The following is a 25,703-nucleotide window of genomic DNA, read 5'->3' on the forward strand; positions in this document are numbered from 1 at the left end:
GAAAACGGTGTGGGGTCGCGCTTCATCCGTGAAGTCGACCCTGAGCGACGCTAATTGTAAGGAAAACTGTGTCCACTGCACCCGAAAACGCTACCGAGACTACTTTCGCAGATCTTGGACTGCCTGATGATCTCCTCAAAGCCATCACAAACATGGGCTATGAGGTTCCAACCCCTATCCAGGCTGAGGCAATCCCAGCGCTTCTTGACTTCCATGATGTCGTTGGAATTGCTCAGACAGGTACTGGAAAGACCGCGGCCTTTGGCCTGCCGCTCTTGGCTTTGATTGATTCAGATCAACGTCATGTACAGGCACTTGTTCTCGCGCCAACGCGCGAATTGGCGATGCAATCTGCTCAAGCGATTTCTGATTTTGCCGCTCAGAGCCGCGATATCGATGTCGTTCCCGTCTATGGAGGCTCCGCCTATGGACCTCAGATTGGTGCGCTTAAGCGCGGTGCGCAGGTGGTTGTCGGTACTCCCGGACGTGTGATTGACCTTATCGATAAAGGCGCGTTGGATCTCAGTAACGTCGTCATGTTGGTGCTTGACGAAGCAGATGAAATGCTCCGCATGGGCTTCGCAGAAGATGTCGAGACTATTACCGCTTCAGTGCCTGATGATCGTTTGACAGCCCTCTTCTCAGCGACAATGCCAGCCGCAATTGAAAAAATTGCGCAAACGCATTTGAAGGATCCTCTGAAGATTGCCGTTTCTGAAGAGTCTTCAACGGTTGATACGATTCACCAAACCTATGCTGTCGTTCCTTACAAGCACAAGATTGGTGCGCTTTCGCGTGTTCTTGCTACTCGAGCTCAACACCAGAGCGCGCAAGAATCTGATGCTGCAATTGTCTTCGTCCGCACGCGTCTGGATGTCGAGGAAATTGCTCTTGAACTGAATTCGAGAGGGTTTAAGGCCGCAGGTATTTCGGGTGACGTTGCACAGACTGAACGCGAACGCATGGTGGAACGTCTAAAGAACGGCTCCCTCGACGTTCTGGTTGCAACCGATGTTGCCGCTCGAGGCCTCGATGTTGAACGAATTGGTCTGGTCGTCAACTTTGACGTTCCCCGCGAAGCAGAAGCTTATGTACACCGAATTGGACGTACTGGGCGCGCCGGGCGTGAAGGGCGCTCATTGAGCTTCTTCACGCCTCGGGAACATGGCCGACTTCGCAAGATCGAGAAGCTGACCGGCACCCCCATGGAAGAGGTCGAGATTCCTTCACCCGCTGCCGTTTCACAGTTCAGAGCGAGCAGAATCTTGGATGCCATCGGCGCGCGTATTGAACGTGGACGACTTGATCTTTACCGGCAGCTTCTTGATGAGGTTCATGACACGACCTCGTTGGATATTGAAGACATCGCAGCCGCGCTTCTTGCCCAGGCAGTGGGGGATGAAGGACCTGCTGCGCGTATTGCTGAAGACCGTCGTGGTAGTGGAAAGATTCGCCGCGAAGAAGAACTTGATGAATCGGGCGAATTTGCACGCGCTCACTTTGAGGGAGGACGCGACAACGACCGTCCGCTCAAGGCGCGTAAACAGGGCGCTTCACCTCGACACGCAGTCGGAACTGGTACGCGCTACCGCATCGAAGTGGGTAAGAAGGACCGCGTCAAGCCCGGTGCGATTGTCGGAGCCATCACCGGTGAAGGTGGTATTTCCGGTGCAGATATCGGTCATATTGATATCTACCCGACCTTCTCTCTTGTCGAAATTCATACAGACCTTCGTCCGGATGCCATGGCTCGGATTTCAAAGGCGCATGTTTCAGGACGTGCACTGAGAATCCGCGTTGATGAGGGACCCGATGGGAAGGCTCATTCCCCGAAGAAGGCTGTGCTTTCACGAAAAGACTCCCGAGACTTAGCGAAGTCTCGCACGGACCGCGGACGTGGGCACCGTTTAGGCCATGGAGATGATCATCGTCGTGATGATCGCCGAGGCGGTCGTGACTTTGGCGAAAAGTCCTCGTTTAGGGGTGGGCGAGCCACGCTGCCTCAACGGAAGTCGGCCTCGAAGAAATTGGGGAAGGGACGCCGTTTCGGGCGCTAAGCGACAACTACATCACTGAGCGCACGCGCGGGGGAGGAGATCTTCCTCGCGCGTTCTCATTGATGCAATCACGCCGACAACAGCAATTCCGAGCGCGATAACGGTTGCAGGGAGATAAGCAATAGGGCCTGTGAAACCGATGGCATTCCATAGCGCCAGGGCAAGAGAGACGAAAGCAAGCTCGACGGCTGCACCGGCCGAGTCTGCGACCTGAAGCCAAGAGGAGGCCCGTCCGTGCATAGAAGGATCGGTTGACCCTAGCGTGAGATCTGAAATCGTAGAGTGTGTGAGGCCAACGCCAAGTCCAGCAAGGAGCCAGGCGATAAAGATTGGCCAGTGAGGGGCGGATGTCTGGAGAAGCAATGTTAGTGGAGCGAGGCCAATGACAACAAAGACCATTCCGATTCGTGGGAGTCTAAGCCGGTTCTTGCCAACATGGATATGGGATTGGATGACCGAGCCGGCAGCCCACGATAGAGCGCTTGCAGTAACGACGAGGGAGGCTGAACTCGGAGTCCAGCCCTGAACACGTTGAAGAAGTAAAGGCAATACAACTTCTGCGCCTGTTACCGCTCCCATCATGAGCAAACGAGTAACGACAAGTGCTGGGATGCCACGCTTCAGACTAAAAGAGCCAGGCGGGAGAAGGCGCGGAAGAGTTATTGCGGAGAGCGTCAGGCCCGCAGAGCCCACAAGCACCATTGCCCAGATCGAAGTAAACGTACCCGAAATCTGTAAAAGGAAAACGCCTATACCGCTGCCTAGCGCCAGTCGGACGAAGCGCAAAGAAGGTGCAAGTCCTTGAGATGGGATCGAGAAATTTTTAAGAACTGAATGAAGGGGAATCGCACCTAATGCTGCGAGGAGAGGGGCTACACCAAAAACCACTCTCCATCCAATATATGTCACGATTATTCCGGCAAGGGCAGGTCCTACGAGGGAAGGGAAGACCCAAGATAGGGAGAAGGCTGCAAAGTAGCGTGGACGGTGCAGGGGAGTGGCTATTGCTCCGATAAGGACGTAGAGCGGGACGATGATAAATCCTCCACCCATGCCCTGGATGAGCCGACCGAGAACGAATACTGCGATATGGGGAGCGAGAGCACTTACTAACAGTCCAACGCAGAAAAGCCCTAACCCCCAGGCAAACACTTTTTTGACGCCCAACGCATCGCTGAGGCCTCCTGCTAGGACATTTGCAATCAAGTTTGTAATCAGAACAGCACCTGAAGAAACTGCGAACCAAGAGTCTGCATGGAAAGAGGCAACGACGTTCGGCATGATCGTGGTCGTTGCGAGCGATTCAAAAGCGGAAAGCGTAATCAAGATGACGGAGGAGAGCATGAGTTCCTTTTCCGCACTTGACCATGCCTCACCTCGGGGACGTGGGGACATGACATTAATCCTTGCATATTTCGCTTGAGACCATGGCCAGTGTCTGCAGAAGGTGTGCCTCGATTGTTGGTACGGCGGATTATTGCTGAATGAAAACAAACGAATGAACTCAGGGTATCGACTCGTTGATCGAGGAGTGGGGGAGCAATGGGGGTATTATGTCCGTGCCGCCGCTCGTCTCGCGGATGGTACCAACGAAAGGAAAACCAGTGCTTCGCACTCACAATATTGGAACGCTTGGCCTTGACCTTGTCGGCCAAACCGTCACCCTGACCGGATGGGTCGATCGACGTCGTGACCACGGCGGTGTTGCATTCATCGATCTCCGTGATGCTTCGGGAATTGCGCAGGTGGTCGTTCGCGATGAACGTGTTGCCCACGAATTGCGCAGCGAGTTCGTTTTGAAAGTGACCGGAGAGGTCTGTGCTCGTCCCGAAGGCAATGAGAACCCGAATCTCGCAACGGGTGCTATTGAAGTCATGGGCGATGATATTGAGATTCTCAATACTTCTGCGCCGCTTCCTTTCCAGGTGTCCTCCAACGCGGAAGATTCAGGCAATGTCGGCGAAGAAACGCGTTTGAAGTATCGCTACCTTGATCTGCGTCGTGAACCTGAGCAGTACGCTCTGCGCTTGCGTTCGAAGGTTTCGCGCGCTGCTCGCGATACTCTCTACGCTCACGATTTCGTCGAAATTGAAACGCCGACGCTTACACGTTCCACCCCTGAAGGCGCGCGTGACTTCATTGTTCCTGCACGCCTGTCACCCGGTTCTTGGTATGCGCTGCCGCAGTCCCCGCAGCTTTTCAAGCAGATGCTGATGGTTGCCGGAATGGAACGTTATTTCCAGATTGCACGCTGCTATCGTGATGAAGACTTCCGTGCGGATCGTCAGCCGGAGTTCACCCAGCTTGATATTGAGATGAGCTTTGTCGACCAAGACGACGTCATCGCCGTTGCAGAAGAGATCTTGAAGAATGTCTGGGCCCTCATCGGTTACGATCTCCAGACCCCGATTCCTCGCATGACCTACAAGGACGCGATGGAAAAGTACGGCTCTGATAAGCCTGATCTTCGTTTCGGATATCAGCTTGTTGACCTGACCGACTACTTCAAGGACACGACGTTCCGAGTCTTCCAGGCACCTTACGTCGGTGCTGTCGTCATGCCCGGTGGCGGTTCTCAGCCTCGTCGTACCTTTGATAAGTGGCAGGAATGGGCCAAGGCGCGCGGCGCCAAGGGCCTGGCTTACGTCACTCTTGATGAAGAAGGCACCCTTGGCGGCCCGGTTGCAAAGAACATTACCGAAGCTGAGCGCGCTGGCCTCGCCGAGGCCACTGGCGCCAAGCCCGGTGACTGCATTTTCTTCGCTGCTGGTAAGCCCACCGCCTCGCGCGAGCTGCTTGGCGCCACCCGCCTCGAGATCGGAAAGCGCTGTAACCTGATCGATCCTGATGCATGGGCATTTACCTGGGTTGTCGATGCGCCTCTCTTCAAGCCGACCGGGGATGCCGAGGCCGAAGGCGATGTTGCTCTTGGACACAGCGCTTGGACCGCTGTCCACCACGCCTTCACCTCACCAAAGCCTGAATGGTTGGATACTTTCGACCAAGATCCCGGAAATGCTTTGGCCTATGCCTATGACATTGTCTGCAATGGCAATGAAATCGGCGGTGGCTCGATCCGTATTCACCGACGTGATGTCCAAAACCGCGTCTTCAAGGTCATGGGTATTGGCGAGGAAGAAGCGCAAACCCAGTTCGGATTCCTTCTTGATGCATTCAAGTTCGGAGCTCCTCCGCACGGCGGCATCGCCTTCGGATGGGACCGAATTGTTTCGCTCCTCACCAAGTCTGAATCAATTCGCGATGTCATCGCCTTCCCGAAGTCGGGTGGCGGATACGACCCGCTGACCGATGCTCCTGCACCCATTACTCCTGCACAGCGCAAGGAGGCCGGAGTGGATGCGAAGCCGAAGAAGCGCGGTGAAGAGGACTCTGAGAATAGCTCTGAAAAGTAAAGGTCTTTTCGGCTAATTTCTAGCAAGTTTCCGGGGTGGTTGATGCGCATCAACCACCCCGGAATTTATTGCTCAGTGAATAGGCAGATCGGGGATCGAGAGGCTAATCTTGGTAGTCAACAGGGCTCAATGCCGATTCCTCAGGAGTGATACGTAATGGCGCTTCTTCCACCCCATTTGCTACCTTCACCGATTCAGGCGCCTCCCGCCGATCAAGTGATTGAAGGTCCACAGTGGAGGATCGAAATTCTTTCAGACACTGTGATCCGTCTTGAATGGGATCCGAGCGGTGAATTCCTGGATGGACCGACACAGATGATGGCATGGCGCAAGTGCCTACCTGTGAAGGATCTGCGCATCGACCATGACGAAGTCGGCGGCACAGTTATTGAGACTGCACATATGTCCTTCCACTATGACGGCAAGGAACCCAGCTCCAATGGATTGTGGGCTCAAGTAAGGGAAGAAGATAGCTGGGGTGGAACCTGGCGTTGGGGGACTGACGCAGAATTTCCCTGGATTCAAGGGAGAAACCTGCGTGGGACGACCAGAACATTGGACACGGTCGATGGACGCTGTGAACTGGATAAAGGAGTCGTCGATGGCCGTGGCATAACCTCGTTGATTGATGACACCTGCCCTGTCTCTAGCGATGGAGTCTTCCTGGCAGCGCGTCCGGAGCACCTGGACATTTACGTTTTCGCTTGCGGACCAGATTTTCCCGAGGCCGTGCGTTCCTTCTACCGTTTAAGTGGCCCTCAAGCGATTCTGCCCCGCTATGCCTTAGGAAATTGGTGGAGTAGATATCACCGCTACTCAGATGAGGAATATTTGGAAGTGATGAGTGAATTTGCTCGTCACGATGTTCCGCTTGCAGTCGCTGTCATCGATATGGATTGGCACATCACCAACCCTCCCGCGGGAGCTGGGTCAGGATGGACTGGCTACACCTGGGATCCTGAGCTTTTCCCGGATCCAAAAAAGTTCCTTGATGCTCTGCACGAGCGTGGTCTTCACACCTCACTCAATCTTCACCCCGCTGATGGCATTCGTTACTTTGAAGAGGGGTATGAGCGCTTAGCTCAAAGAATGGGCGTAGACCCCGGAAGTAAAAAGACAATCCTCTTTGAACCAGCTAATCCCAAATTTATGTTGGCATATTTTGAAGAGATTTTGCACCCGCTTGAATATCAAGGGGTTGATTTCTGGTGGGTTGACTGGCAACAAGGAGAGCATTCAAGCGTGCCTGGGCTTGACCCATTGTGGGTTCTGAACCACTATCACTATCTTGATAATGCTCATCGACATGGTCGAGGGCTTACGCTTTCTCGCTATTGTGGACCGGGGTCTCAGCGCTTCCCTCTGGGTTTTTCGGGAGATACCTACATCACCTGGGAATCGTTGAAGTTCCAGCCTGAATTTACCGCCACCGCCTCAAATATCGGCTATGGCTGGTGGAGTCATGATATCGGTGGGCACATGCTTGGCGTACGTGATCCAGAATTGGAGACCCGTTGGATCCAAAGTGGTGTATTTAGCCCAATCATGCGTCTGCACTCATCAAATAATCCATTCACGCGAAAGGAACCATGGGTTTTCGAAGAACCTCATTGCGCGATTCAAGAGGAATACCTGCGTTTCAGACACCGATTGGTCGGGTATCTTCACTCCGAACAATTCCACGGTCGTGATGAGCTTCTCCCACTCATTCGTCCGATGTATTGGGAGCATGATGGTCACGCTCAGGCTTGGGAGGTCCCAAATTGCTTCCGCTTTGGGCGTGAACTGATCGCTGCTCCAGTCACTGAACAGCTCTCTGAAGCCTCGTGCCGTGGGCGGTCTGAAGCGTGGCTACCAGAGGGCATGTGGGTTGATCTCATGACGAATATCGCCTATCAGGGCAATCGAAAGCTTTCGCTGTGGTCAGAGCTGTCGCGGACCCCGCTCTTTGCGCGAAGTGGATCAATCATTCCACTTTGTGGAAGTGCGGCTGCTCCCGATAGTGAAGGCACACTGGGAATGCTTGGACGCCAGGCTAATGTTGCTACCGGTAATCCTGAGGAAATTGAGCTACTGCTCGTTTGTGGCGCGGATGCAAGCTATGAGCTGGTCGAAGATCGAGATAGCGACACTTCTCTTGTTCGTACGCGCTTTGAATGGGACGATGCTCACCACAGACTCACCATTCATGGTGCTGACGGGGATCTTGGCTCGATCCCTGCGCGACGGAAAATTCTCGTTCGCACCTATGGGCATGGAATCGATAGTCAATTGACTGAGCTTGGTTTTATTGAAACGCGCACGGGCGCCAGTTTTGAGCTGGAACCGAAGCTGATGAGTGAAAAGGTTAAACGCTCAGAGCAGATTCGTCGGATTTTGACTCACGCGCGTTGTGAGGTTGAGACCCTCACACGTCTCGACTCTACGTGGAATGAAGGTCGTGGTGCCTTCTTTGCCGCCTTAAGTGCTTCAGGCGTTGCCCCAGATTTGCGTGAGGCACTTTTCCAAATCGCAATTGCATCAGATCTCTAAAGTATCGGGAGCAGATCATGTCCTATGTCGAGCTTCATCCAGTGAATCCTCAGGCACGACTTATTGATCGTGTTGTTGGCGTTCTTCGCGAAGGTGGTTTGATTGCACTGCCGACAGATTCTGGCTACGCGCTTGCCTGTCTTATGGGCAACAAATCGGGAATCGATCGAATTCGACAGATTCGCAAACTCGATGACAAACACAATTACTCGTTGCTTTGTGATGCTTTCTCGCGTCTGGGCGATTTGGTCATCATGGACAATTCGCAATTCCGGGCAATGAAAGCAACAACTCCCGGTCCGTATACATTCATCCTTCCCGGGACAAAAGAAGTTCCCCGAATGACGCTGAATAAAAAGAAACACACCATCGGGGTACGGATCCCTGACCACCGTGTTGTTCAGTCTCTTCTTGCTGCGCTGGGGCAGCCCTTAGTTGCTTCATCGCTCATCCTTCCGGGTGAAGATCAGGTGATGAGTGATGGCTTCGAGGTCGATGACAAAATCGGTTCACTTGTCGATTTGGTGGTCGTGGCTCCAGTAGGAGGAGACGAAGCAACATCGGTTATCGACTATACGGATGGAGTGGGACGAGTCGCCCGACACGGCGCGGGGGATACAAGTCTATGGGAGTAGCCTCCAAGGCTGCGTAAGCAGCATCACGCTTCTATTGCCTTTCTTATCCCTTTTGTCGCCGTGCTTCCGCTCGAAGAACCGGTAGCATGAGAGAGCTATGAAGAAGCTTTCCCTCAAAGTGTGGACACTCCTTGGTCTATGCGGCCTGCTGTGCGCCGGTTTGGTGTTCTCAGGCTGGTTTTATTCTGCGCATGCGCTTCCGCGCACATCAATCGCAGGTCAGTCTTTCTCTTCGTCCTCGCGAGCTCAGGTTAACGACGCTTTGAAACAACGCGTCGAGTCCGCTCAAGTTACTTTGCAGTTGGGCGATACGACACAACAGGCTACCTTGGAGGACTTAGGGATCACTGTTGATATCCCCGCGACAGTCGATGCTGCTTTCTCGGAGAACTCAGGTTTGCTCTCCCGGTTCGTCGGGATCTTCCGCTCTCGCTCGATCACCCCTGTCGTTCAACTCGATAACTCCCAACTTTCTCGATTTGGGGCTTCTTTAACGAAGCGCGTCGGGACCCCTGTGAGTGATGCAGTTCTGTCACCTAAGGAAGATGGATCAGGTTTCAGCGTGATTCCCTCTCATGAAGGTATTGCGTTGAATGCGGCTGATCTTGCGAAAGTCCAACAGGAAGTCGCCCAAGATTTGGGTTCTTCTCCAAGAACTATCACCGTTGAGGTCCAAGAACCGAAGATTAATACTCAGAGGGCTGAAGAAGCGCTCACTCAAGCGCAATCACTGATTGCTCCTAGCGTTACGATCACTGACGGTATTGATGATTTCACTGCCTCGAAGGCCGACAAGATGAAATGGGTCAAGGTGAGCCCAGAGGGTGATCGTGCTGCTGTGCTTGATTCGGAGGCACTATCAGCTTGGGTGAATGATCTTGCAAAATCGACGAACGTTGAATCCGAAAAAGGAATTCAGGGTGTTAATAGCCGTGGTGACGTTGTTGGTGTGCTCAAGGCTGGCACGGTTGGTTATCGCGCGAACAATACACAGTCTGTGATTTCTGGAATTGAGGATGCCCTCAATAACGGGAAATCCTATTCGGGCGACTTTGATTACGACAAGATTCAGCCTGAGTATGATCGCCAAGATATCCCTGACGGCTACGGTGACGATGTTTATCAGGCCTCGGCCGGTGAAAAATGGATCGATATCGACTTGGCAAAGAACACGGTTTCTGCGTATGAAGGTCGGACAATAGTTCACGGTCCAACCCCGATGGTCCCGGGTGCGCCCAATACTCCGACCGTAACCGGTAAGTTCCATGTCTATTTGCAATACGCCTCTCAGACAATGGAAGGTGAAAATGCAGATGGAACCAATTACCGCACAGAAGGCGTTCCATGGGTGACCTATTTCTATGCGGGGTATGCGCTCCACGGTGCTCCGTGGCGTTCCTCTTTCGGATGGTCTGGTTACGGTGGCTCTCACGGGTGTGTGAATATGCCGGTTGAGGGCGCACACTGGATTTATGATTGGGCGGATAACGGGACGGTTGTCATCAGCCACTACTAAAGGGGAGTGAAAATGGATCTCTTTGATACGCAGGGGATCGAAGATTTCGGGACTCCGGTAGTTGACGACCATGCGCCACTTGCGGTTCGGATGCGTCCGCAAAGCGCTGATGAGATTGTTGGCCAGCAGCACCTTCTTAAGCCGGGATCACCTCTGCGTAGACTTCTGACCCCATCTACTGATTCCCCTGCGGGATTAAGCTCTGTGATTTTATGGGGGCCTCCGGGAACCGGAAAGACCACTCTTGCCTACCTGATTGCGCGTGCTTCTGGCCGGAGGTTCTGCGAGGTTTCGGCAGTTACCTCCGGAGTAAAAGACCTGCGCGATGTGATCTCACAGGCTCGACGAGGCCTGACAATAACAGGAGAGGAAACGATCCTTTTTGTTGATGAGGTTCATCGTTTTTCAAAATCGCAGCAGGACGCTCTTCTTCCAGCTGTTGAAAATCGTTGGGTAACCCTAGTAGCTGCAACGACAGAGAACCCATCTTTTTCGGTGATTTCTCCGCTTCTGTCTCGTTCCTTACTTCTTACTCTTCATGCGTTAAGCAGTGAAGATCTTTCCATTCTTCTTGATCGTGCCTTAACAAGTGAATCGGGATTGAAATCTCTTTTTTCCCTATCTGTAGATGCCCGCTCAGCCTTGTTGCGCTTGGCAGGCGCAGATGCTCGTAAGGCCCTGACTCTTCTCGAGGCTGCAGCGGCCTCGTGCCTTGAGCGCGGGGGAGAAGGCGAGCTAGCGGAAGAGGGGAGCGAGCCTCGGGAAATCGAAATCGATGACGTTGAGAATGCTGCTAATCAGGCCTTAGTGCGTTGGGATCAAGATCAGCACTACGACGTGGCAAGCGCTTTCATAAAGTCGATGCGTGGATCTGATGTTGATGCGGCTATCCACTACCTCGCGAGAATGCTTGAAGCTGGGGAAGACCCGCGTTTTATCGCACGACGCGTCATGATCTGCGCCGCGGAAGATGTCGGAATGGCCGCACCCGAGGTTCTCACTACAGCTGTTTCTGCAGCGCAAGCGGTTGCAATGGTCGGAATGCCAGAGGCGCGAATTATTCTCAGTGAAGCCGTAATTGCGGTAGCAGCTGCCCCGAAGTCTAATCGCGCTTACCTTGCTATTGACGAAGCTCTCAGGGATATTCGTCAAGGGAAAGGTGGGCCAGTTCCTATGCATCTCAGGGACGCTCATTACAGTGGCGCTCAAGCTCTTGGTCACGGCGTTGACTATATTTATGCGCACGATGCACCTCATCATGTCGCGGCTCAGCACTATCTTCCTGAGGATCTTCGTGGGACGTCCTACTACCGTCCGACAACGAATGGCAATGAGGCTATGCTCACGAAACGCTTAGCTGCGCTTCGCGAATTGCTTAAAGTACGTTAGACTGATCCGGTTGCCTTAACGGGCAACGTGTACCTGGGGTCTTAGCCGACGGCGTTGTGCCTGGAGTTGGCCCCGCATTCGCTTTGCGAATGCGACATAAGAGACAGGAAAGGTCATTTAATGGCTCACAATCGTTCACGCAAGCAGGTGCGCGAGTCCCGCGCGCTGGGCTTTGCTCTCACCCCGAAGGCTGTTCGTTACTTCGAAAAGCGTCCGTATGGTCCCGGCGAACACGGTCGTACCCGTCGCCGCCAGGAATCTGACTACGCTGTTCGTCTGAAGGAGAAGCAGCGTCTGCGCGCTCAGTACGGCATTCGTGAGGCTCAGATGCGTCACATCTTCGAAGAAGCACGTCGTACTGCTGGCCTTACCGGTGAGAACTTGGTCGAGCTCCTTGAAATGCGTCTTGACGCTCTGGTGCTGCGTGCAGGTTTTGCTCGCACCATCCAGCAGGCACGTCAGTTCGTCGTTCACCGTCACATCATGGTTGACGGCAAGATCGTCGATCGTCCTTCCTTCCGCGTGAAGCCGGGACAGACCCTGCAGGTCAAGCCGAAGTCTCAGACCAGCGTCCCCTTCGAGATTGCAGCTGAAGGCATCAACCAGGAAGCTCTTCCCGCAACTCCCGATTACCTGGACGTTGACATTGCTCGTCTGAAGGCAACGCTGGTGCGTCGCCCGAAGCGCGCTGAAGTTCCCGTCACCTGCGACGTGCAGATGGTCGTCGAACACTACTCGCGCTGAGTGTGTCTTCCAAGACCCCGAGGGTTTCCCTCGGGGTCTTGTTCTTTTGTCGAGTCGTCTTGTCAATACACGATTCTTATTGATGTCCACTACTATGGGGTACTATGCGCACTTCTGAAATTCGTCAACGTTGGCTTGACTACTTTGCATCACAAGGACACGAGATTCGTCCATCTGTTTCTTTGGTGTCTCCTGAGCCTTCTATTTTGTTCACCATCGCTGGTATGGTGCCCTTCATTCCTTACATCACCGGTGTTGAACCGGCGCCTTGGCCCAGGGCTGCATCCGTTCAAAAGTGCATTCGTACGAACGATATCGACAACGTCGGTCGCACGACCCGTCACGGTACCTTCTTCCAGATGAACGGTAATTTTTCCTTCGGTGATTACTTCAAGGAAGGCGCTATTCACTTCGCGTGGGATCTGCTCACTGGTTCGCAATCGGAAGGCAAGTATGGCCTCGACGGCGATCGCATGTGGGTCACCATTTGGGAGAAGGACGATGAGGCATTCGATGTTCTGACCAAGGAGGTCGGAATGGATCCTCGCCACATTGTGCGTCTACCCCGCGAAGAGAACTTCTGGGACACCGGTCAGCCTGGTCCTGCGGGTCCCTGCTGCGAGTGGCACTACGATCGCGGTCCTGCTTTTGGTCCTGAGGCCGTGGGGGGCAATGTGGACCCGGGTGGCGACCGCTATCTTGAGCTGTGGAATCTGGTTTTTGACCAGTACATGCGCGGCGAGGGAAGCGGTAAGGATTACCCGCTGCTGGGTGAGCTTGACCAGAAAGCGATCGATACCGGTGCCGGTTTGGAACGCTTGGCCTTCGTCATGCAAGACAAACCGAATATGTACGAGATTGACGAGGTTTATCCCGTTATCGCTGCCGCCGAAGAGATGAGCGGTAAGCAATACGGTCTCGGCGCCGCAGGCCCCGAGGCCGGTGCTGCCTACGACGATGACGTTCGTCTTCGCGTGGTTGCTGATCACGTACGCTCTTCACTGATGCTGATTGGTGATGGCGTTCGTCCTGGAAATGACGGCCGCGGTTATGTGCTTCGCCGCCTCATTCGACGCGCCGTCCGTTCGATGCGTTTGCTTGGTGTTGATACGGCTACGATGCCGACGCTGCTGACCGCTTCGAAGGACGCGATGAAGGCTTCCTACCCTGAACTCGAAGAGAATTGGGGAACGATTTCTGAAGTTGCATATGCGGAAGAAGACGCCTTCCGTCGTACTCTTACTGCGGGCACCACCATTCTTGATGCCGCGGTTGAGAAGGCAAAGGCTGCTCCGGGTGCCCCGATGATTTCTGGTGAAGCGGCATTTTCACTACACGATACGTATGGCTTCCCGATTGACCTGACTCTGGAGATGGCATCGGAACAGGGCGTTCATGTTGATGAGGCTGCTTTCCGCGCGCTTATGGAGGAACAGAAGGAACGCGCGCGTGCTGATGCTCGTGCGAAGAAGACTGGCCACACCGACGTTCGTATTTTCCACGACATCGAAAAGGAACTCGGCGGCGGTTCAACTTTTGTTGGCTACACAGAGAGCGCCTCGGACGCCCAAGTAGCAGGCCTGTTGGTTGATGGCGTTCCAACCCCTGCGGTTAGTGCGCCTGCTGAAGTTGAAATCATCCTGGACCGAACTCCCTTCTATGCGGAGATGGGTGGTCAGCTCGCAGATCACGGCACCATTCGACTTGCTGATGGCGGTGTGATCGAGGTTCATGACGTGCAGGCTCCTGTGCGCGGTCTTTCCGTACATCGTGGCACCCTGACTGAGGGGACTGCGACGCTGGGGGAGAAGGCCTTCGCGCAGATTGACACTGAACGTCGACTCGCTATCGCCCGCGCTCACACTGCAACCCACATGGTTTATGCGGGCCTGCGACGCATTGTTAACAAAGACGCAGAACAAGCAGGTAGCGAGAACTCTCCTTCACGTCTGCGTTTTGATTTCACGAACTCAAGTTCGCTTGGCGAAGGCCAGCTGAACGAAATCGAAAGCCTTGTTAACGAAAAGCTTGCAGAAAATCTTCCTGTGACCACTGAGGTCATGTCTCTCGACGAGGCCAAGCGCTCGGGCGCGATCGCGCTTTTCGGTGAGAAGTACGGTTCTGAGGTCCGTGTGGTCACTATCGGTGACAACTTCGATCGTGAGCTTTGCGGTGGTACTCACGTTCCATCCACCGGCCACCTTGGACGCATCACCGTTTTGGGTGAAGGATCCATTGGCTCGGGTGTTCGCCGAATCGATGCGCTTGTCGGTGATGGGGCCTATTCCTTCCAGGCGAAGGAACACGCTTTAGTTTCGCAACTGACTTCCATGCTGGGTGGTCGCCCAGATGAACTCACGACACGACTTGAGTCTGTCATGACTCGTCTTCGTGACGCGGAGAAGGAGCTTCAGAAGATTCGCGAACAACAGGCTCTCGCCGAAGCTGCTCTTCTTGCGCAGAATGCCCGTAAGATCGGTAAATTTACTTCGGTTGTTGCGCCCGTTGGTGCTCTTGGTACGGCAGATGAGCTCCGAGCAATGGCAACTGACGTGCGTGAGCGCCTGGGGAACGATGGCCCAGTTTTGGTTGCTCTTGCGGCAATTATTAACGGTAAGCCCATGGTGACTGTTGCAACGAACGATCTAGCGCGTCAGCACAGTGCACGCGCGGGACAGTTTGTTCGTCGCGCCGCAAAGATTCTCGGTGGCGGCGGCGGGGGTCGTGATGACCTTGCTCAGGGTGGTGGGTCAAACCCCGCTGCAATTGACGACGCATTGGCGGATGTGAACGAGCAGATTAAAGAGCTGTGATGCGGCCGGGAGTTCGTCTGGCTGTCGATGTCGGGACGGTCAGGGTCGGCCTCGCGCGTAGTGACGCGGGGGGCATCCTGGCCCTTCCTCTCGAAACACTGCCACGCCAAGACGACGCCTCGGAAATTAAAGAGATCGTTCGCTATGCCAATGAGCTTGAGGTCATTGAAATAATCGTTGGCTTACCAAGACATATGCGCGGTGGCGAAGGAATTTCAGCAAAGGGCGCACGTCGCTACGCACGAAAGCTTAAGATGGTTTTACCTGAGTGTCGTGTGTGCTTAGTCGACGAACGCCTAAGCTCGCACGAAGGGCATGAGCGTCTTCTCCAAGCCGGAGTTGAACGGCGTGAACATCGTCAGATGATTGATCAGGTGGCTGCGTCTATTATTCTGGAAACAGCTTTGGAAATGGAACGAATGAGCGGACGAGCTCCTGGAAAGGAACTTGTCCTTGAGGAAGGACAGTGATGAGCGACAATACGCCCGGATATCCTTTCCCCAAGCGAGCGAGCATTCACCAACGTCGCGCGCAAGAATCTGCGCCTCCCGAATCGCAGGTTCATGTTGAGGAAACCCAGCCTAGCGTAAGCATTGAGGCATCTCGCTCCTCTGCTCGCTCACCTGCGAAGGACACTGACTTTGATCAGATTCTTCGTCCGGGTAGCCACGCGGCTCCTGCTCCAGAAACGGCTGTGCCCGCCGGTCTTCCGACACGTCGTACTCGACGTCTAGCGCAAGAAGAGACAGCGTCCGAGACGACTGGAATGCGGAGCCGGCGCCTTGCACAAGAACGGCGTGCAGTTCGCAAACGCAGGCGTCGTCGTTCAATTCGTACATTCATCGTTCTTCTTCTGACTCTCACGCTCTGTGCTGGTGGAATTTATCTTGCCTACACACAGCTTCGAGGTTCCTCTTCGTCAAGTACCGCAGCTGATGATTTCCCGGGTCCAGGAAATGGTCAAGTTGTCGTCACAATTTATGACGGTGAATCGGGCCAGCAGATTGGACAACGACTTGTCGATGCCGGTGTGGTTAAGTCGCTATCAGCTTTTATTCGTGCGTTTGAGGCCAATAAGGCCGCTGTCGGTATTCGTCCAGGTAGCTACACCTTGAAGAAAGAGATGAGCGCATCGGGTGCAATTGCCGCGCTCCTTGATGATGCGAATCGCATGGATAATACGGTGACTGTTACACCCGGACAGACAAAGGAACAGGTCGCAGAACAGATTGCCTTAGTGACCGATATTCCACTTGACCAGGTAAAAACTGCAATGGCGGATGCAACAACTATTGGTTTGCCCGCTGAAGCAAATGGAAATGTTGAAGGATGGCTGGCACCCGGGTCCTATGAGCTCGCAGAGGGCGAAACCGCTGAGTCATTAATTACTCAAATGGTGGCTGCAACTAAGAAGCAGCTTGACGACCTCGGTGTGTCTGCGGCAGATCGGGAGAAGGTCCTTACAAAGGCATCGATTCTTGAGCGTGAGGTTCGAAATCCTGAATACCTACCGATGGTGTCGCGGGTTATTGACAACCGTCTAGCCGATACAAATGGCGAGACCCGCGGGCTATTGCAAATGGATTCGACTGTTCTTTATGGAGTTGGAAAAACCGGCGGTATTCCCACTGCTGAGGACCTCGCAGCTGATAATCCATATAACACTTATCGAAATCCGGGGCTTCCCCCATCACCTATTTCTCAGCCGTCTAGCCAGGCCATTAATGCGGCAATTCACCCCGCCGAGGGGAATTGGCTGTACTTCGTGACTGTTGATCTGGACTCTGGCGAAACTCTCTTTGCCGCAACCCATGATGAGCAAACCCAGAATACGAAGCTTCTTGAGGAATATTGTTCAACCCATCAGGGGAAGTGCTGATGCCTTGGGCGTGCGTCATTGGATCACCTATTGAGCACTCGTTGTCTCCACTGATCCATCGCTGCTTGTGGGATTACGCAGGACTGAATGGATGGACCTACCAGAAACATGAAGTCACTGCAGAGTCCTTGCCCCAGTGGATCTCTTCCATTGATGATGAATGCGTCGGTGTTTCTATTACGATGCCGTGCAAGAAGGCAGTAATCCCGCTTCTTGATGTCGTCGATCCTCAAGCTGAAGCATTGAATTCGGTCAATACCCTTATCCCGACTGGAAGCTTGAAGACCGGCTTCAATACTGATGTTTATGGAATGAGCCGGGCGATTGAGCTTAGTAGAAGCCGCTCGGGCCTAGACAGTCGCGGAAGAGCGGTCATTATTGGTTCGGGAGCAACGGCAGCATCAGCACTTGCCGCTGTTGTCTCATTGGGTTTTGCAGAGGTACATGTTGTAGCTCGCGCTTTCCATAACGGGAAAGTTCCTGTTGATTTTCACCGCGCTGCTCTCAATCTTGGCGTGAGCTACCACGGTCATGATTTGATGCAGCGCGACGAGCTTTCAAGTTGTTGTTCACTTGCGGACGTGGTCGTTTCGACACTGCCTTCGGGCGCTCTTGATGCACATGTATCGCAGCTCGCATCAATGCCGAAGAAGGCGAGTTTCCTTGATGTCTGCTATGCGCCGCGAGTCACTCCCGCTATCGCAATGTGTCAAGAACGTTCAATACCCGTTGCCTTTGGGGTAGACATGCTTGTGTATCAGGCGCTAATGCAATTTAAGCTGATGACAGGTTTAGACGCCGACGATCATGCGGTATCTGCTGTCTTTGACTTACTCGGGAAGAATTAAGTATGGGTACGCTCCCGATACTTTTTCCTGTCTTGACAAGGATCGCGGATAAGTCCTTAGGCGCCGCAGAGTGGAACTTATTTCTTTCTGTCATTGTCTGGATCACGTATGCTGTGTGGCTCAGTGTGTCTGGGTGGGCGATTCAGCGCCGCTACTTTGTCGAAGCATCGCTAACTCCGCTCAAACGAAATGGTGTTGTGTGGGCAGCTGTGCTTGTGGGAGCAGTCGTGCTTGTGGGAGCTCAGACACGACCCGCATCGCCCGCTGTAGTGTCGCTGACGATGATGGGCACCCTGCTTGGCTATATTGATGCGCGCACGCATAGACTTCCCACTCCGTACGTTCTTGCGCTTGCCTGTGGTGTATTGAGCGGCATCGGAGTGACAATCTATTTTCACCCACAGCCTTATCTACTTGTTGCGCAGGTAGTTTTTGGGACTTTAATTTGGACTCTGCCTTTATGGCTGGGCACGCTTCCCAAAGGCGGTTTTGGTAGGGGAGATCTTCGGCTTGCACCAATCCTTGGTTCACTGCTTGGGCTTCTTGGTTGGCATGCTGCGCTCTTCGGACTCTTGGTCTCGATTGTCTCAGCTGCCTGCGCGGCGCTGTGGAAAATTGTGAGCGGCCAAGCCGGTACCCGTTCCCGGATTGCTTTTGGCCCCTGGATGATCGGCTCTACTCTCTTGAGCTTCCTTCTGTGGAGTGATGTTTCTACCGATCTTTCACTATTGCTTCATCTTGGGATTTAGCTAGAAGCGTGCGATTACCTCTTTTTCTCAATTGAGGACTAGCATCAGATTGAGAGTTCACACAAGGAGGTGGCGGTGCTCAGACTTGATGAGGTCATCGCAAACATACAGCGTCAGCGCGCCTTACGCGAAGAACACCTCAGCTTGGATGATTTAAAGCGGCAATGTGAGAACGTTCCTGACCCTCTTCGACACCCCGAGGAATTCCTACGTTCTGATGGGGCAACCGCTGTGATTGCTGAGATTAAGCGCGCATCACCCTGGGGGGTGTATTCGACGGTTGATGATCCTGCACCGCTGGCACAGGCTTTTGAGTGTGGGGGAGCGGCTATGCTTTCCGTCGTCACCGAATCTTCTTACTTTCACGGACAGTATTCCGACCTTGCTCGAGTAAAGGCAGCGACAACCTCTCCTGTTCTCTGTAAGGACATCATCTTGTCGGCATATCAGCTATTTGAAGCGCGCCGTAATGGAGCTGACGTTGTGCTTCTTATTGCCCAGCTTCTTTCGCAAGCGGCACTCAATGGTCTTTTTGAACGCGCTCAGTCTCTTGGCATGGGCGTGCTTGTCGAGACACACTCGCGTCTTGATGCCTTGAGGGCACTTGAAGCAGGGGCACTCATGATCGGAGTTAATGCTCGAGATCTCGCGTCGGGATACGTTGATCGTCACGTCATCGATGAAGTTATTGATGTGGTTCCAAGTGGAGTATTGGCTATTGCGGAATCTGGTGTCCGGGGCCCGAGAGATGTATTCGAATACGCGAGAGCAGGAGCGGATGCAGTTCTTGTAGGTGAAGCGCTCATGCGTAGTGACAATCCCGAAGAACTTGTAGCTGAAATGGTGAGCGCTGGTCATCATCCGTCGCTACTTGCTGATCGGCGAATGCGTATTCGTGAGGCACATCGTGGTAGTGATGGAAGCTGGAGTGATACTCGACGTGAATAATCTACTAAGGTAGGGAGAAATAGTTGTTATTCACGAGGAATAGTTTTCATGCGCGCTCTTGCTTTGCCATCGCCGAGTAACGGTGTATGGCATCTTGGCCCGATTCCGATTCGCGCTTATGGCTTGATCATCGCCTGTGCGATTCTCATTTCCGTCTATTGGTCCGCTCTGCGTTACCAGAAACGCGGGGGAGACCCAGACCTTTTTTATGATGTGGCGCTGTGGGCAGTTCCCGCTGGCATTCTGGGTGCTCGTATTTATCATGTGATCACTTCACCAGATGCGTATTTTGGCCAGGGCGGAAAGCCGCTCATGGCCTTCGCGATTTGGAACGGCGGCTTGGGAATTTGGGGTGCGGTCGCAGGCGGAGCGCTCGCTGCTTGGCTGGTAGTTCGTCACCGAGGCCAGCGCTTGGGTCCGATTGCAGATTCCCTTGCTGCTCCCCTTCTGGCTGCACAGGCGCTTGGACGCTGGGGGAATTGGTTCAATCAAGAGCTCTTTGGAGCACCGACGACTCTTCCGTGGGGACTGAGCATTGACAATGCGCATCTGCCCTCGGGTTATGCTCCAGGAACTCTTTTTCACCCAACCTTCCTTTATGAATGCCTATGGAATGTAGCTGGGGTAGCAGTTCTTCTGCTGATCGATCGTCGAATCAAGGTGAAGTCGGGGCAGCTTTTTGCTTCGTACATCATGGTTTACACACTTGGGCGCGTGTGGATTGAGATGCTGCGCATTGATGACGCGCATCATTTCTTGGGACTGCGCATCAACGTATGGACTTCAATCATTGTCTTCCTGCTGGGCTTGGTGAGTTTTATTATCGCTGGTCGACGTTCTGCTTCCACTCGAGTTGAACCCACTGAGCTGGCCGCGACTTCCAATTCAGCTGATAACCAGGATGAAGATTCCACTACTCAGAAGGCTGATGGAGACAAGGGCGATACTCCTATGTCACCGGAAAGTCGCCCTGTCGAAGAGACCAAGGCACGTTAGGATAGAAACATGCGTCGAGCAAAGATTGTATGCACTATTGGACCCGCGACAGCCTCTGCTGAACAGATCCAGGCTCTGGTTGATGCCGGCATGGATGTCGCCCGTATTAACCGTTCCCACGGCACAGCCGAAGAGCATGAGGAAGTCGTCGAGCGCGTTCGTCGTGCTGCTCAGAACTCAGGCCGAGGCATCGCCGTTCTTGTTGACCTTCAAGGCCCCAAGATTCGCCTTGAAACTTTTGAAGAGGGACCACAGTATCTCGAAGTTGGTGATACTTTCACCATCACTACCCGCGATGTTCCGGGAACCAAAGAACTCGTTGGCACGACCTTTAAGGGACTGCCTGGTGACTGCGCCCCCGGTGATCGTCTGCTGATTGACGACGGTAACGTTGCAGTTCGAGTTATCGAGGTTACTGATACCGATGTCGTTACTCGCGTGGAGGTCCCCGGTTATGTTTCTGACCACAAGGGCCTGAATCTGCCTGGTGTCGCCGTTTCGGTCCCCGCGATGAGTGCGAAGGACGAAGAAGACCTGCGCTGGGGTATCAAGGCTGACGCGGACTTCATTGCGTTGTCTTTCGTCCGCTCTGCAGCCGATATCGATTCCGTTCATGCAATTATGGATGAATGTGGGAAGCGTCTTCCGGTCATCGCTAAGATCGAAAAGCCTCAGGCCGTAGAAGCTCTTTCTGAGATCGTCGATGCTTTCGACGGAATTATGGTCGCGCGTGGCGATCTCGGTGTTGAGATGCCGCTTGAGGACGTTCCGCTTGTTCAGAAGCGCGCGATTGAGCTCGCACGCCGTGCGGCTAAGCCTGTGATCGTTGCGACGCAGGTTATGGACTCGATGATTAAGAATCCTCGACCGACTCGTGCAGAAGCGTCTGACTGCGCAAACGCGATTCTTGACGGTGCCGACGCGGTTATGCTGTCTGGTGAAACCTCGGTTGGTGCTTATCCGATCGAAGCAGTACGAACCATGGCCCGTATTATCGAGGCAACAGAAGAAAATGGCGGAGAGCGCATTGCACCAATGACGCCCATTGAGCTGGATCGCGCGTCAGCAATCTGTGGTGCCGCCGCGATCATTGCTGAGAAGCTTGATGCCCGTTATCTTGTGACTTTCACTCAATCGGGAACCTCTGCTCGTCTGCTTTCTCGCTTGCGTACACCTATCCCGATGCTTGCCTTCACTCCATTGGAGTCCACCCGCCGTCAACTGGCTTTGTCTTGGGGCATCCACGCTTACCGCGTCCCTGAGGTAACCCACACAGACGATATGGTGTGGCAGGTAGATCAGGTCGCCCAATCTGCACGTCTTGCAGAGGTCGGCGATGAAATGGTGATCGTCGCTGGCATGCCGCCGGGGACCCCCGGTTCCTCCAATCTCCTGCGCGTCCATCGCTTGGGAGATGAGGTTGACTACGCGATCGGTGGATCGCGTAGCGACGCTTAGTATCTGTAGATCAGAGGGTGGGCAGGCCGGGAGGTCTACCCACCCTCGTACTCTGAGGAGTTTATTGAGCCATGACATCGGTGCCACGGTTATCTCACGACGACAGCGATACCAATATCGCGAGTGAAACCGCGCAGAAGAATACTTCTTATCTGACCGGTGTTAATGGCCTTAGGGCTCTGGGAATCATTGCGGTAATTCTTTACCATCTCCGGCCGACTTCACCTGCTCCAGGAGGCTTCATCGGAGTCACATTGTTCTTTGCGATTTCCGGCTTCCTTGTCACCCGTTCGCTTCTTCGCGAATTGGATGCTGAAAATGAGATTGCGATTGGACGCTACCTTATTCGGCGCGTCTCTCGCCTTTGGCCATCAATGGTGGTTGTGACCGCTTTTTCAGCCATTGCATCGTTTGTGTTTTCTCCATCGTTACTCGTGAAGATGCACGACGATGCCATCCCGGCGCTTGCGTTTTTCTCAAACTGGTTCTACATCTTTCGTCAAGTTCCGTATTTTGCTCAGGCGGGATTACCCTCACCTCTGACTCATCTTTGGTTTGTCGCGGTGATCATGCAGTTTTACCTGCTGGCTCCGGTGATTGTCTTATTGCTCAGAGAGCTCTTCCGCTCACGGTTGCGTGCATCCATTGCTCTCATCGTTTTGGCATGTGCTTCTGCCATTGAAATGGCGCTTCTCTTTGCACCCGGTACAGATTCTTCTCGTGTCTACTACGGTCTTGATACGCGTCTGGCTGAACTTTTAGTCGGTATGGCGCTTGCCTATGTCGATTTTTATGTTCTGAATGCATCTCCTCGCGTGCGTAGCCTTCTCTCGCTTTCATCGTGGTTTGGTCTGGCTTTCCTTGTCCTCGTATCGATTTATGCACGCGGCTATATGACCTGGCTCTATCGCGGTGGTTTTTTCCTTTCGGCCTTGGTGAGCGCGCTGTTGATCTGTGGTGCGATGCTTCCCGGAGCTTTTTCTCGGCTGCTCTCGTTTCGTCCGATTCAGCTGATTGCTTCACGTTCGATGAGTGCCTATATCTGGCACTACCCATTAATCCTTCTGATGAACCCTGCGCGCAGAACCTCTGCACTTCCATGGTGGGGATGGGTTCTTGAACTTACAGTTTTCCTCTGTGTTGTCGAGGCCGCCTACCGCTTTGTTGAGAAAGCGCCATCGTGGGGGAGCTCGCAGACTTGGCGAGCGCTTCGCGGAGGGAAGCAAGAAAGTCGTCGTGTACGAGCATGTGCGTCACTACTCGTTGGTGGCTTAACCTTGAGCCTCGTGACAGCTTGCGTTCCCAGTCATGTTTTAGAGTCTGGGTCGAAGAAAGTTTCGTCAACTCTTGCCTCGCCCACTCCCTCTGCTTCACAAGCTGAGCCTTCTGCGGCTCAAACGGAAACGTCAGCGACTCCAACGCCAGTTCAGCCTCGTTTCCATGAGAAGAATGGAAAGGTAATCGAGCCGCAGGCTGCAGTTATCCCCGATAACTATGATCCCTCGCAATGGCAGTGTTCTGATGAAGAGGGCACGTGTTCTGTGCCCTTTGTGCTGATCGGAGATTCAGTAGCAGAAGGTGCAAGTTATTACTGGATACCGGCGGTATTTCCCGATTCTTTTACCGACACGGAGGTTGGGCGTTCCTTCGAGAAGGGGATTGCAGTTTATCGTGAGGATCTTGCACAAGGGCATGATGGGACGCCGGTGATTGTTGCACTTGGTGGTAATGGGCCGATCACCTCTGTGGAGTCTGCGGCCCCGCTCATCGAGGCGGCGGGGGAGCGACCAGTCTTCTTCGTTACCGTACGAGCACCCCATCCTTTCCAGGATGAGAATAATGCGTTGATGTACAAGCTCGCTGAGAAGTATCCCCAGGTAGGTATTCTCGATTGGTATAAGTTCAGTGAGGGCCATGACGACTATTTCTACGATGATGGACAGCATCTAACAGAAGATGGTCGTAAAGCCTATGTGCGAATGATCGAATACGGCCTCATGGGGCAGGATAATTAGACATATTCTGCTCATTGTGGAATACTTGTTGGTTCATCCACGTTGGATGACATATAAGGCTCATGCCTTGAACGTATCTACAAGCGATTGCCTGCGCACCTTGAGCGCATATCCGTAGATACAGATGAAGAATGAAGAGGAGGAAGAAATGAATCAACTCAATACGAAAATCTCGGTCCGCGCGGCTCATGGTCGCCAGCAAGCACTGAATCTGCCAGTGGCTCAACTCAGCGATGCCGTTCGCCCCTGGTATTCAGACTGGAGCGATCAGCGAATTCAAGAAGCACTCGATAATCTGGCACGTCCTGAAATGCGTGATCGAGCTGCAGAGTTCTTGGGTTTGGAACTTATCCCCGCTGCCTGAGATGTGATTTGTCTCTCTAAGGTCAACTCCGTCAACCATGTCGGTTGGCGGAGTTGATTCATTAACAGTCTTTTTTGTTGCAATTTCCACAGCGCTAAACCGCATGATCCCAAAGAAAAAGCGGCTCAAAAGCATCGGAAACTTTTAAGCCGCAAGGTGTCAGATCTAGACATCCTGGTACCCCGAGTGGGATTCGAACCCACAACAAGCCGGGTTTGAGCCGACCGCCTCTGCCAGTTGGGCTATCGGGGCAGCACGCAAGTGCGGTAATAAGGATAAGATATAACCAGCGCTTGTGACAAACTATCGGACAAGGAAGACGACATGAGTGAAGAAGCTACTGAGCCGCGACGGGTACTTGTTGCGGAGGATGAAGGACTAATCCGCCTGGATATCGTTGAGACGCTGAGCGGTGCGGGCTTTGAAATTGTTGGCGAGGCTTCGAACGGTGAAGAAGCTGTGAAGCTTGCCCTTGAGTTGGAGCCTGACCTTTGTGTGATGGACGTCAAGATGCCGAAGATGGATGGTATCACTGCTGCTGAGAAGATCCTTGCCGAGCTTTCTTGTGCGGTCGTCATGCTCACTGCCTTCAGCCAGACTGAACTTGTTGAGCGTGCCCGCGACGCTGGAGCAATGGCGTATGTTGTCAAGCCGTTTACGCCAGCCGATCTGATCCCTGCTGTGGAGATTGCGCTTTCTCGTCATCAAGAGATTGAATCTCTTGAAGAAGAGGTTGCTGACCTAGCCGACCGTTTTGAAACACGTAAGCGTGTTGACCGCGCTAAGGGCCTTCTTATGAAGAACATGGGAATGACGGAACCCGATGCGTTCCGTTGGATCCAAAAGACCTCTATGGATCGACGCCTTTCCATGCGTGAAGTCGCAGACGCGGTTATTAACCAGGTAGAGGGTTAAGAACCTTCGATCGTCGAATGGGCGCGGGTAATACCCGCGCCCTTTTTACTTGTTGAGAACCCGGTTGGATACGCGCGCAATGGCGATGAGCTGGTGATCTTCATCCGTAATACGGACTGTATGAACTGTTGAGCTTCGTCCGAGATGGAGTGCCTCAGCGGTTGCTCGGATCAGTAATCCTCGGCCAGCTTTCAAATGAGAGATATTGAGTTCGACGCCGACTGCGACAGCATTCTCTCCAAAAAGCCTTTGAGCGTGGAGGATCGCAGAATGTGAAGCGGCGGTCTCAGCCAAGGCCGCACTGGCACCGCCGTGGAGAAGGCCCTGGGGCTGGGTGTTACCAGAAATGGGCATCTCGATAACGGTATGCTCCGGGCTTTGCGAAATAATACGCATGCCCATCCGATGCATCAGTGTGTCTTGCCAGCTTTG

The 25,703-nt window shown here is 53.5% G+C and carries 20 protein-coding genes and 1 tRNA gene; 18 read left to right on the plus strand and 3 right to left on the minus strand.

The features are described 5' to 3' along the window. Positions 1-68 precede the first annotated feature (68 nt). Complete coding sequence (locus HGAS_RS00240) at positions 69-2,057, plus strand: DEAD/DEAH box helicase (protein ID WP_019125970.1); 1,989 nt, start codon at positions 69-71, stop codon at positions 2,055-2,057. A 12-nt stretch (positions 2,058-2,069) separates the two neighbouring features. Here HGAS_RS00240 and HGAS_RS00245 read toward each other — a convergent pair whose 3' ends face one another. Next, entirely contained in the window at positions 2,070-3,452 is a 1,383-nt protein-coding gene (locus HGAS_RS00245; protein WP_019125971.1) for an MFS transporter, read from the minus strand. Positions 3,453-3,661: 209 nt separating this feature from the next. On the opposite strand from HGAS_RS00245, the gene aspS reads away from it, so the two are divergent. The 16 genes from aspS (at position 3,662) to HGAS_RS00325 (ending at position 24,356) form a co-directional block, all read left to right on the plus strand. Next, entirely contained in the window at positions 3,662-5,470 is a 1,809-nt protein-coding gene (gene aspS, locus HGAS_RS00250; protein WP_019125972.1) for an aspartate--tRNA ligase, read from the plus strand. Positions 5,471-5,626: 156 nt separating this feature from the next. After that, the gene (locus HGAS_RS00255) at positions 5,627-8,002 is read left to right on the plus strand and encodes a TIM-barrel domain-containing protein (protein ID WP_019125973.1); all 2,376 of its coding nucleotides are present in this window, start codon (positions 5,627-5,629) and stop codon (positions 8,000-8,002) included. 17 nt (positions 8,003-8,019) lie between these two features. After that, complete coding sequence (locus tag HGAS_RS00260) at positions 8,020-8,637, plus strand: L-threonylcarbamoyladenylate synthase (protein WP_019125974.1); 618 nt, start codon at positions 8,020-8,022, stop codon at positions 8,635-8,637. A 97-nt stretch (positions 8,638-8,734) separates the two neighbouring features. Then, complete coding sequence (locus HGAS_RS00265; RefSeq protein WP_019125975.1) at positions 8,735-10,153, plus strand: L,D-transpeptidase family protein; 1,419 nt, start codon at positions 8,735-8,737, stop codon at positions 10,151-10,153. 12 nt (positions 10,154-10,165) lie between these two features. After that, positions 10,166-11,542, plus strand: a complete 1,377-nt coding sequence (locus HGAS_RS00270) for a replication-associated recombination protein A (RefSeq protein WP_019125976.1) — start codon at positions 10,166-10,168, stop codon at positions 11,540-11,542. Between the two features lie 120 nt (positions 11,543-11,662). Next, complete coding sequence (gene rpsD, locus HGAS_RS00275) at positions 11,663-12,286, plus strand: 30S ribosomal protein S4 (RefSeq protein ID WP_019125977.1); 624 nt, start codon at positions 11,663-11,665, stop codon at positions 12,284-12,286. Positions 12,287-12,390: 104 nt separating this feature from the next. Then, positions 12,391-15,099 (plus strand): alanine--tRNA ligase, encoded by a 2,709-nt coding sequence (gene alaS / locus HGAS_RS00280; protein WP_019125978.1) that lies wholly within the window; start codon positions 12,391-12,393, stop codon positions 15,097-15,099. Next, a complete protein-coding gene (gene ruvX, locus HGAS_RS00285; RefSeq protein WP_019125979.1) occupies positions 15,099-15,569 on the plus strand; it encodes a Holliday junction resolvase RuvX in 471 nt (156 codons plus the stop codon). Before alaS ends, ruvX begins: the two co-directional genes overlap by 1 nt. After that, entirely contained in the window at positions 15,569-16,978 is a 1,410-nt protein-coding gene (gene mltG / locus HGAS_RS00290; protein WP_019125980.1) for an endolytic transglycosylase MltG, read from the plus strand. Before ruvX ends, mltG begins: the two co-directional genes overlap by 1 nt. Then, a complete protein-coding gene (locus HGAS_RS00295; protein ID WP_019125981.1) occupies positions 16,978-17,826 on the plus strand; it encodes a shikimate dehydrogenase family protein in 849 nt (282 codons plus the stop codon). The genes mltG and HGAS_RS00295 overlap by 1 nt, the downstream gene beginning before the upstream one ends. A gap of 125 nt (positions 17,827-17,951) precedes the next feature. Continuing rightward, positions 17,952-18,575 carry a prepilin peptidase gene (locus HGAS_RS00300; protein WP_233993642.1) on the plus strand — a complete coding sequence of 208 codons (624 nt, stop codon included), beginning with the start codon at positions 17,952-17,954 and terminating at the stop codon, positions 18,573-18,575. A 75-nt stretch (positions 18,576-18,650) separates the two neighbouring features. Further along, a complete protein-coding gene (locus tag HGAS_RS08325; RefSeq protein WP_019125983.1) occupies positions 18,651-19,523 on the plus strand; it encodes an indole-3-glycerol phosphate synthase TrpC in 873 nt (290 codons plus the stop codon). A 48-nt stretch (positions 19,524-19,571) separates the two neighbouring features. Beyond that, positions 19,572-20,519, plus strand: coding sequence for a prolipoprotein diacylglyceryl transferase (gene lgt, locus HGAS_RS00310; RefSeq protein ID WP_019125984.1), 948 nt, complete (start codon positions 19,572-19,574; stop codon positions 20,517-20,519). A gap of 9 nt (positions 20,520-20,528) precedes the next feature. After that, positions 20,529-21,977 (plus strand): pyruvate kinase, encoded by a 1,449-nt coding sequence (pyk, locus tag HGAS_RS00315; RefSeq protein WP_009409466.1) that lies wholly within the window; start codon positions 20,529-20,531, stop codon positions 21,975-21,977. A gap of 71 nt (positions 21,978-22,048) precedes the next feature. Continuing rightward, positions 22,049-23,992 (plus strand): acyltransferase family protein, encoded by a 1,944-nt coding sequence (locus HGAS_RS00320; RefSeq protein ID WP_019125985.1) that lies wholly within the window; start codon positions 22,049-22,051, stop codon positions 23,990-23,992. 148 nt (positions 23,993-24,140) lie between these two features. Further along, a complete protein-coding gene (locus HGAS_RS00325; RefSeq protein WP_233993644.1) occupies positions 24,141-24,356 on the plus strand; it encodes a hypothetical protein in 216 nt (71 codons plus the stop codon). 175 nt (positions 24,357-24,531) lie between these two features. Here HGAS_RS00325 and HGAS_RS00330 read toward each other — a convergent pair. Further along, positions 24,532-24,608, minus strand: a tRNA-Leu gene (locus HGAS_RS00330). A 72-nt stretch (positions 24,609-24,680) separates the two neighbouring features. Here HGAS_RS00330 and HGAS_RS00335 point away from each other — a divergent pair. Further along, positions 24,681-25,271 (plus strand): ANTAR domain-containing response regulator, encoded by a 591-nt coding sequence (locus tag HGAS_RS00335; RefSeq protein WP_009409463.1) that lies wholly within the window; start codon positions 24,681-24,683, stop codon positions 25,269-25,271. Between the two features lie 45 nt (positions 25,272-25,316). Here HGAS_RS00335 and HGAS_RS00340 read toward each other — a convergent pair whose 3' ends face one another. Next, a complete protein-coding gene (locus HGAS_RS00340) occupies positions 25,317-25,673 on the minus strand; it encodes a PaaI family thioesterase (protein ID WP_233993646.1) in 357 nt (118 codons plus the stop codon). Between the last annotated feature and the right edge of the window lie 30 nt (positions 25,674-25,703).

This window comes from Actinomyces sp. ph3 (assembly GCF_000308055.1).
In the GTDB taxonomy this organism is placed as follows: Bacteria; Actinomycetota; Actinomycetes; order Actinomycetales; family Actinomycetaceae; genus Pauljensenia.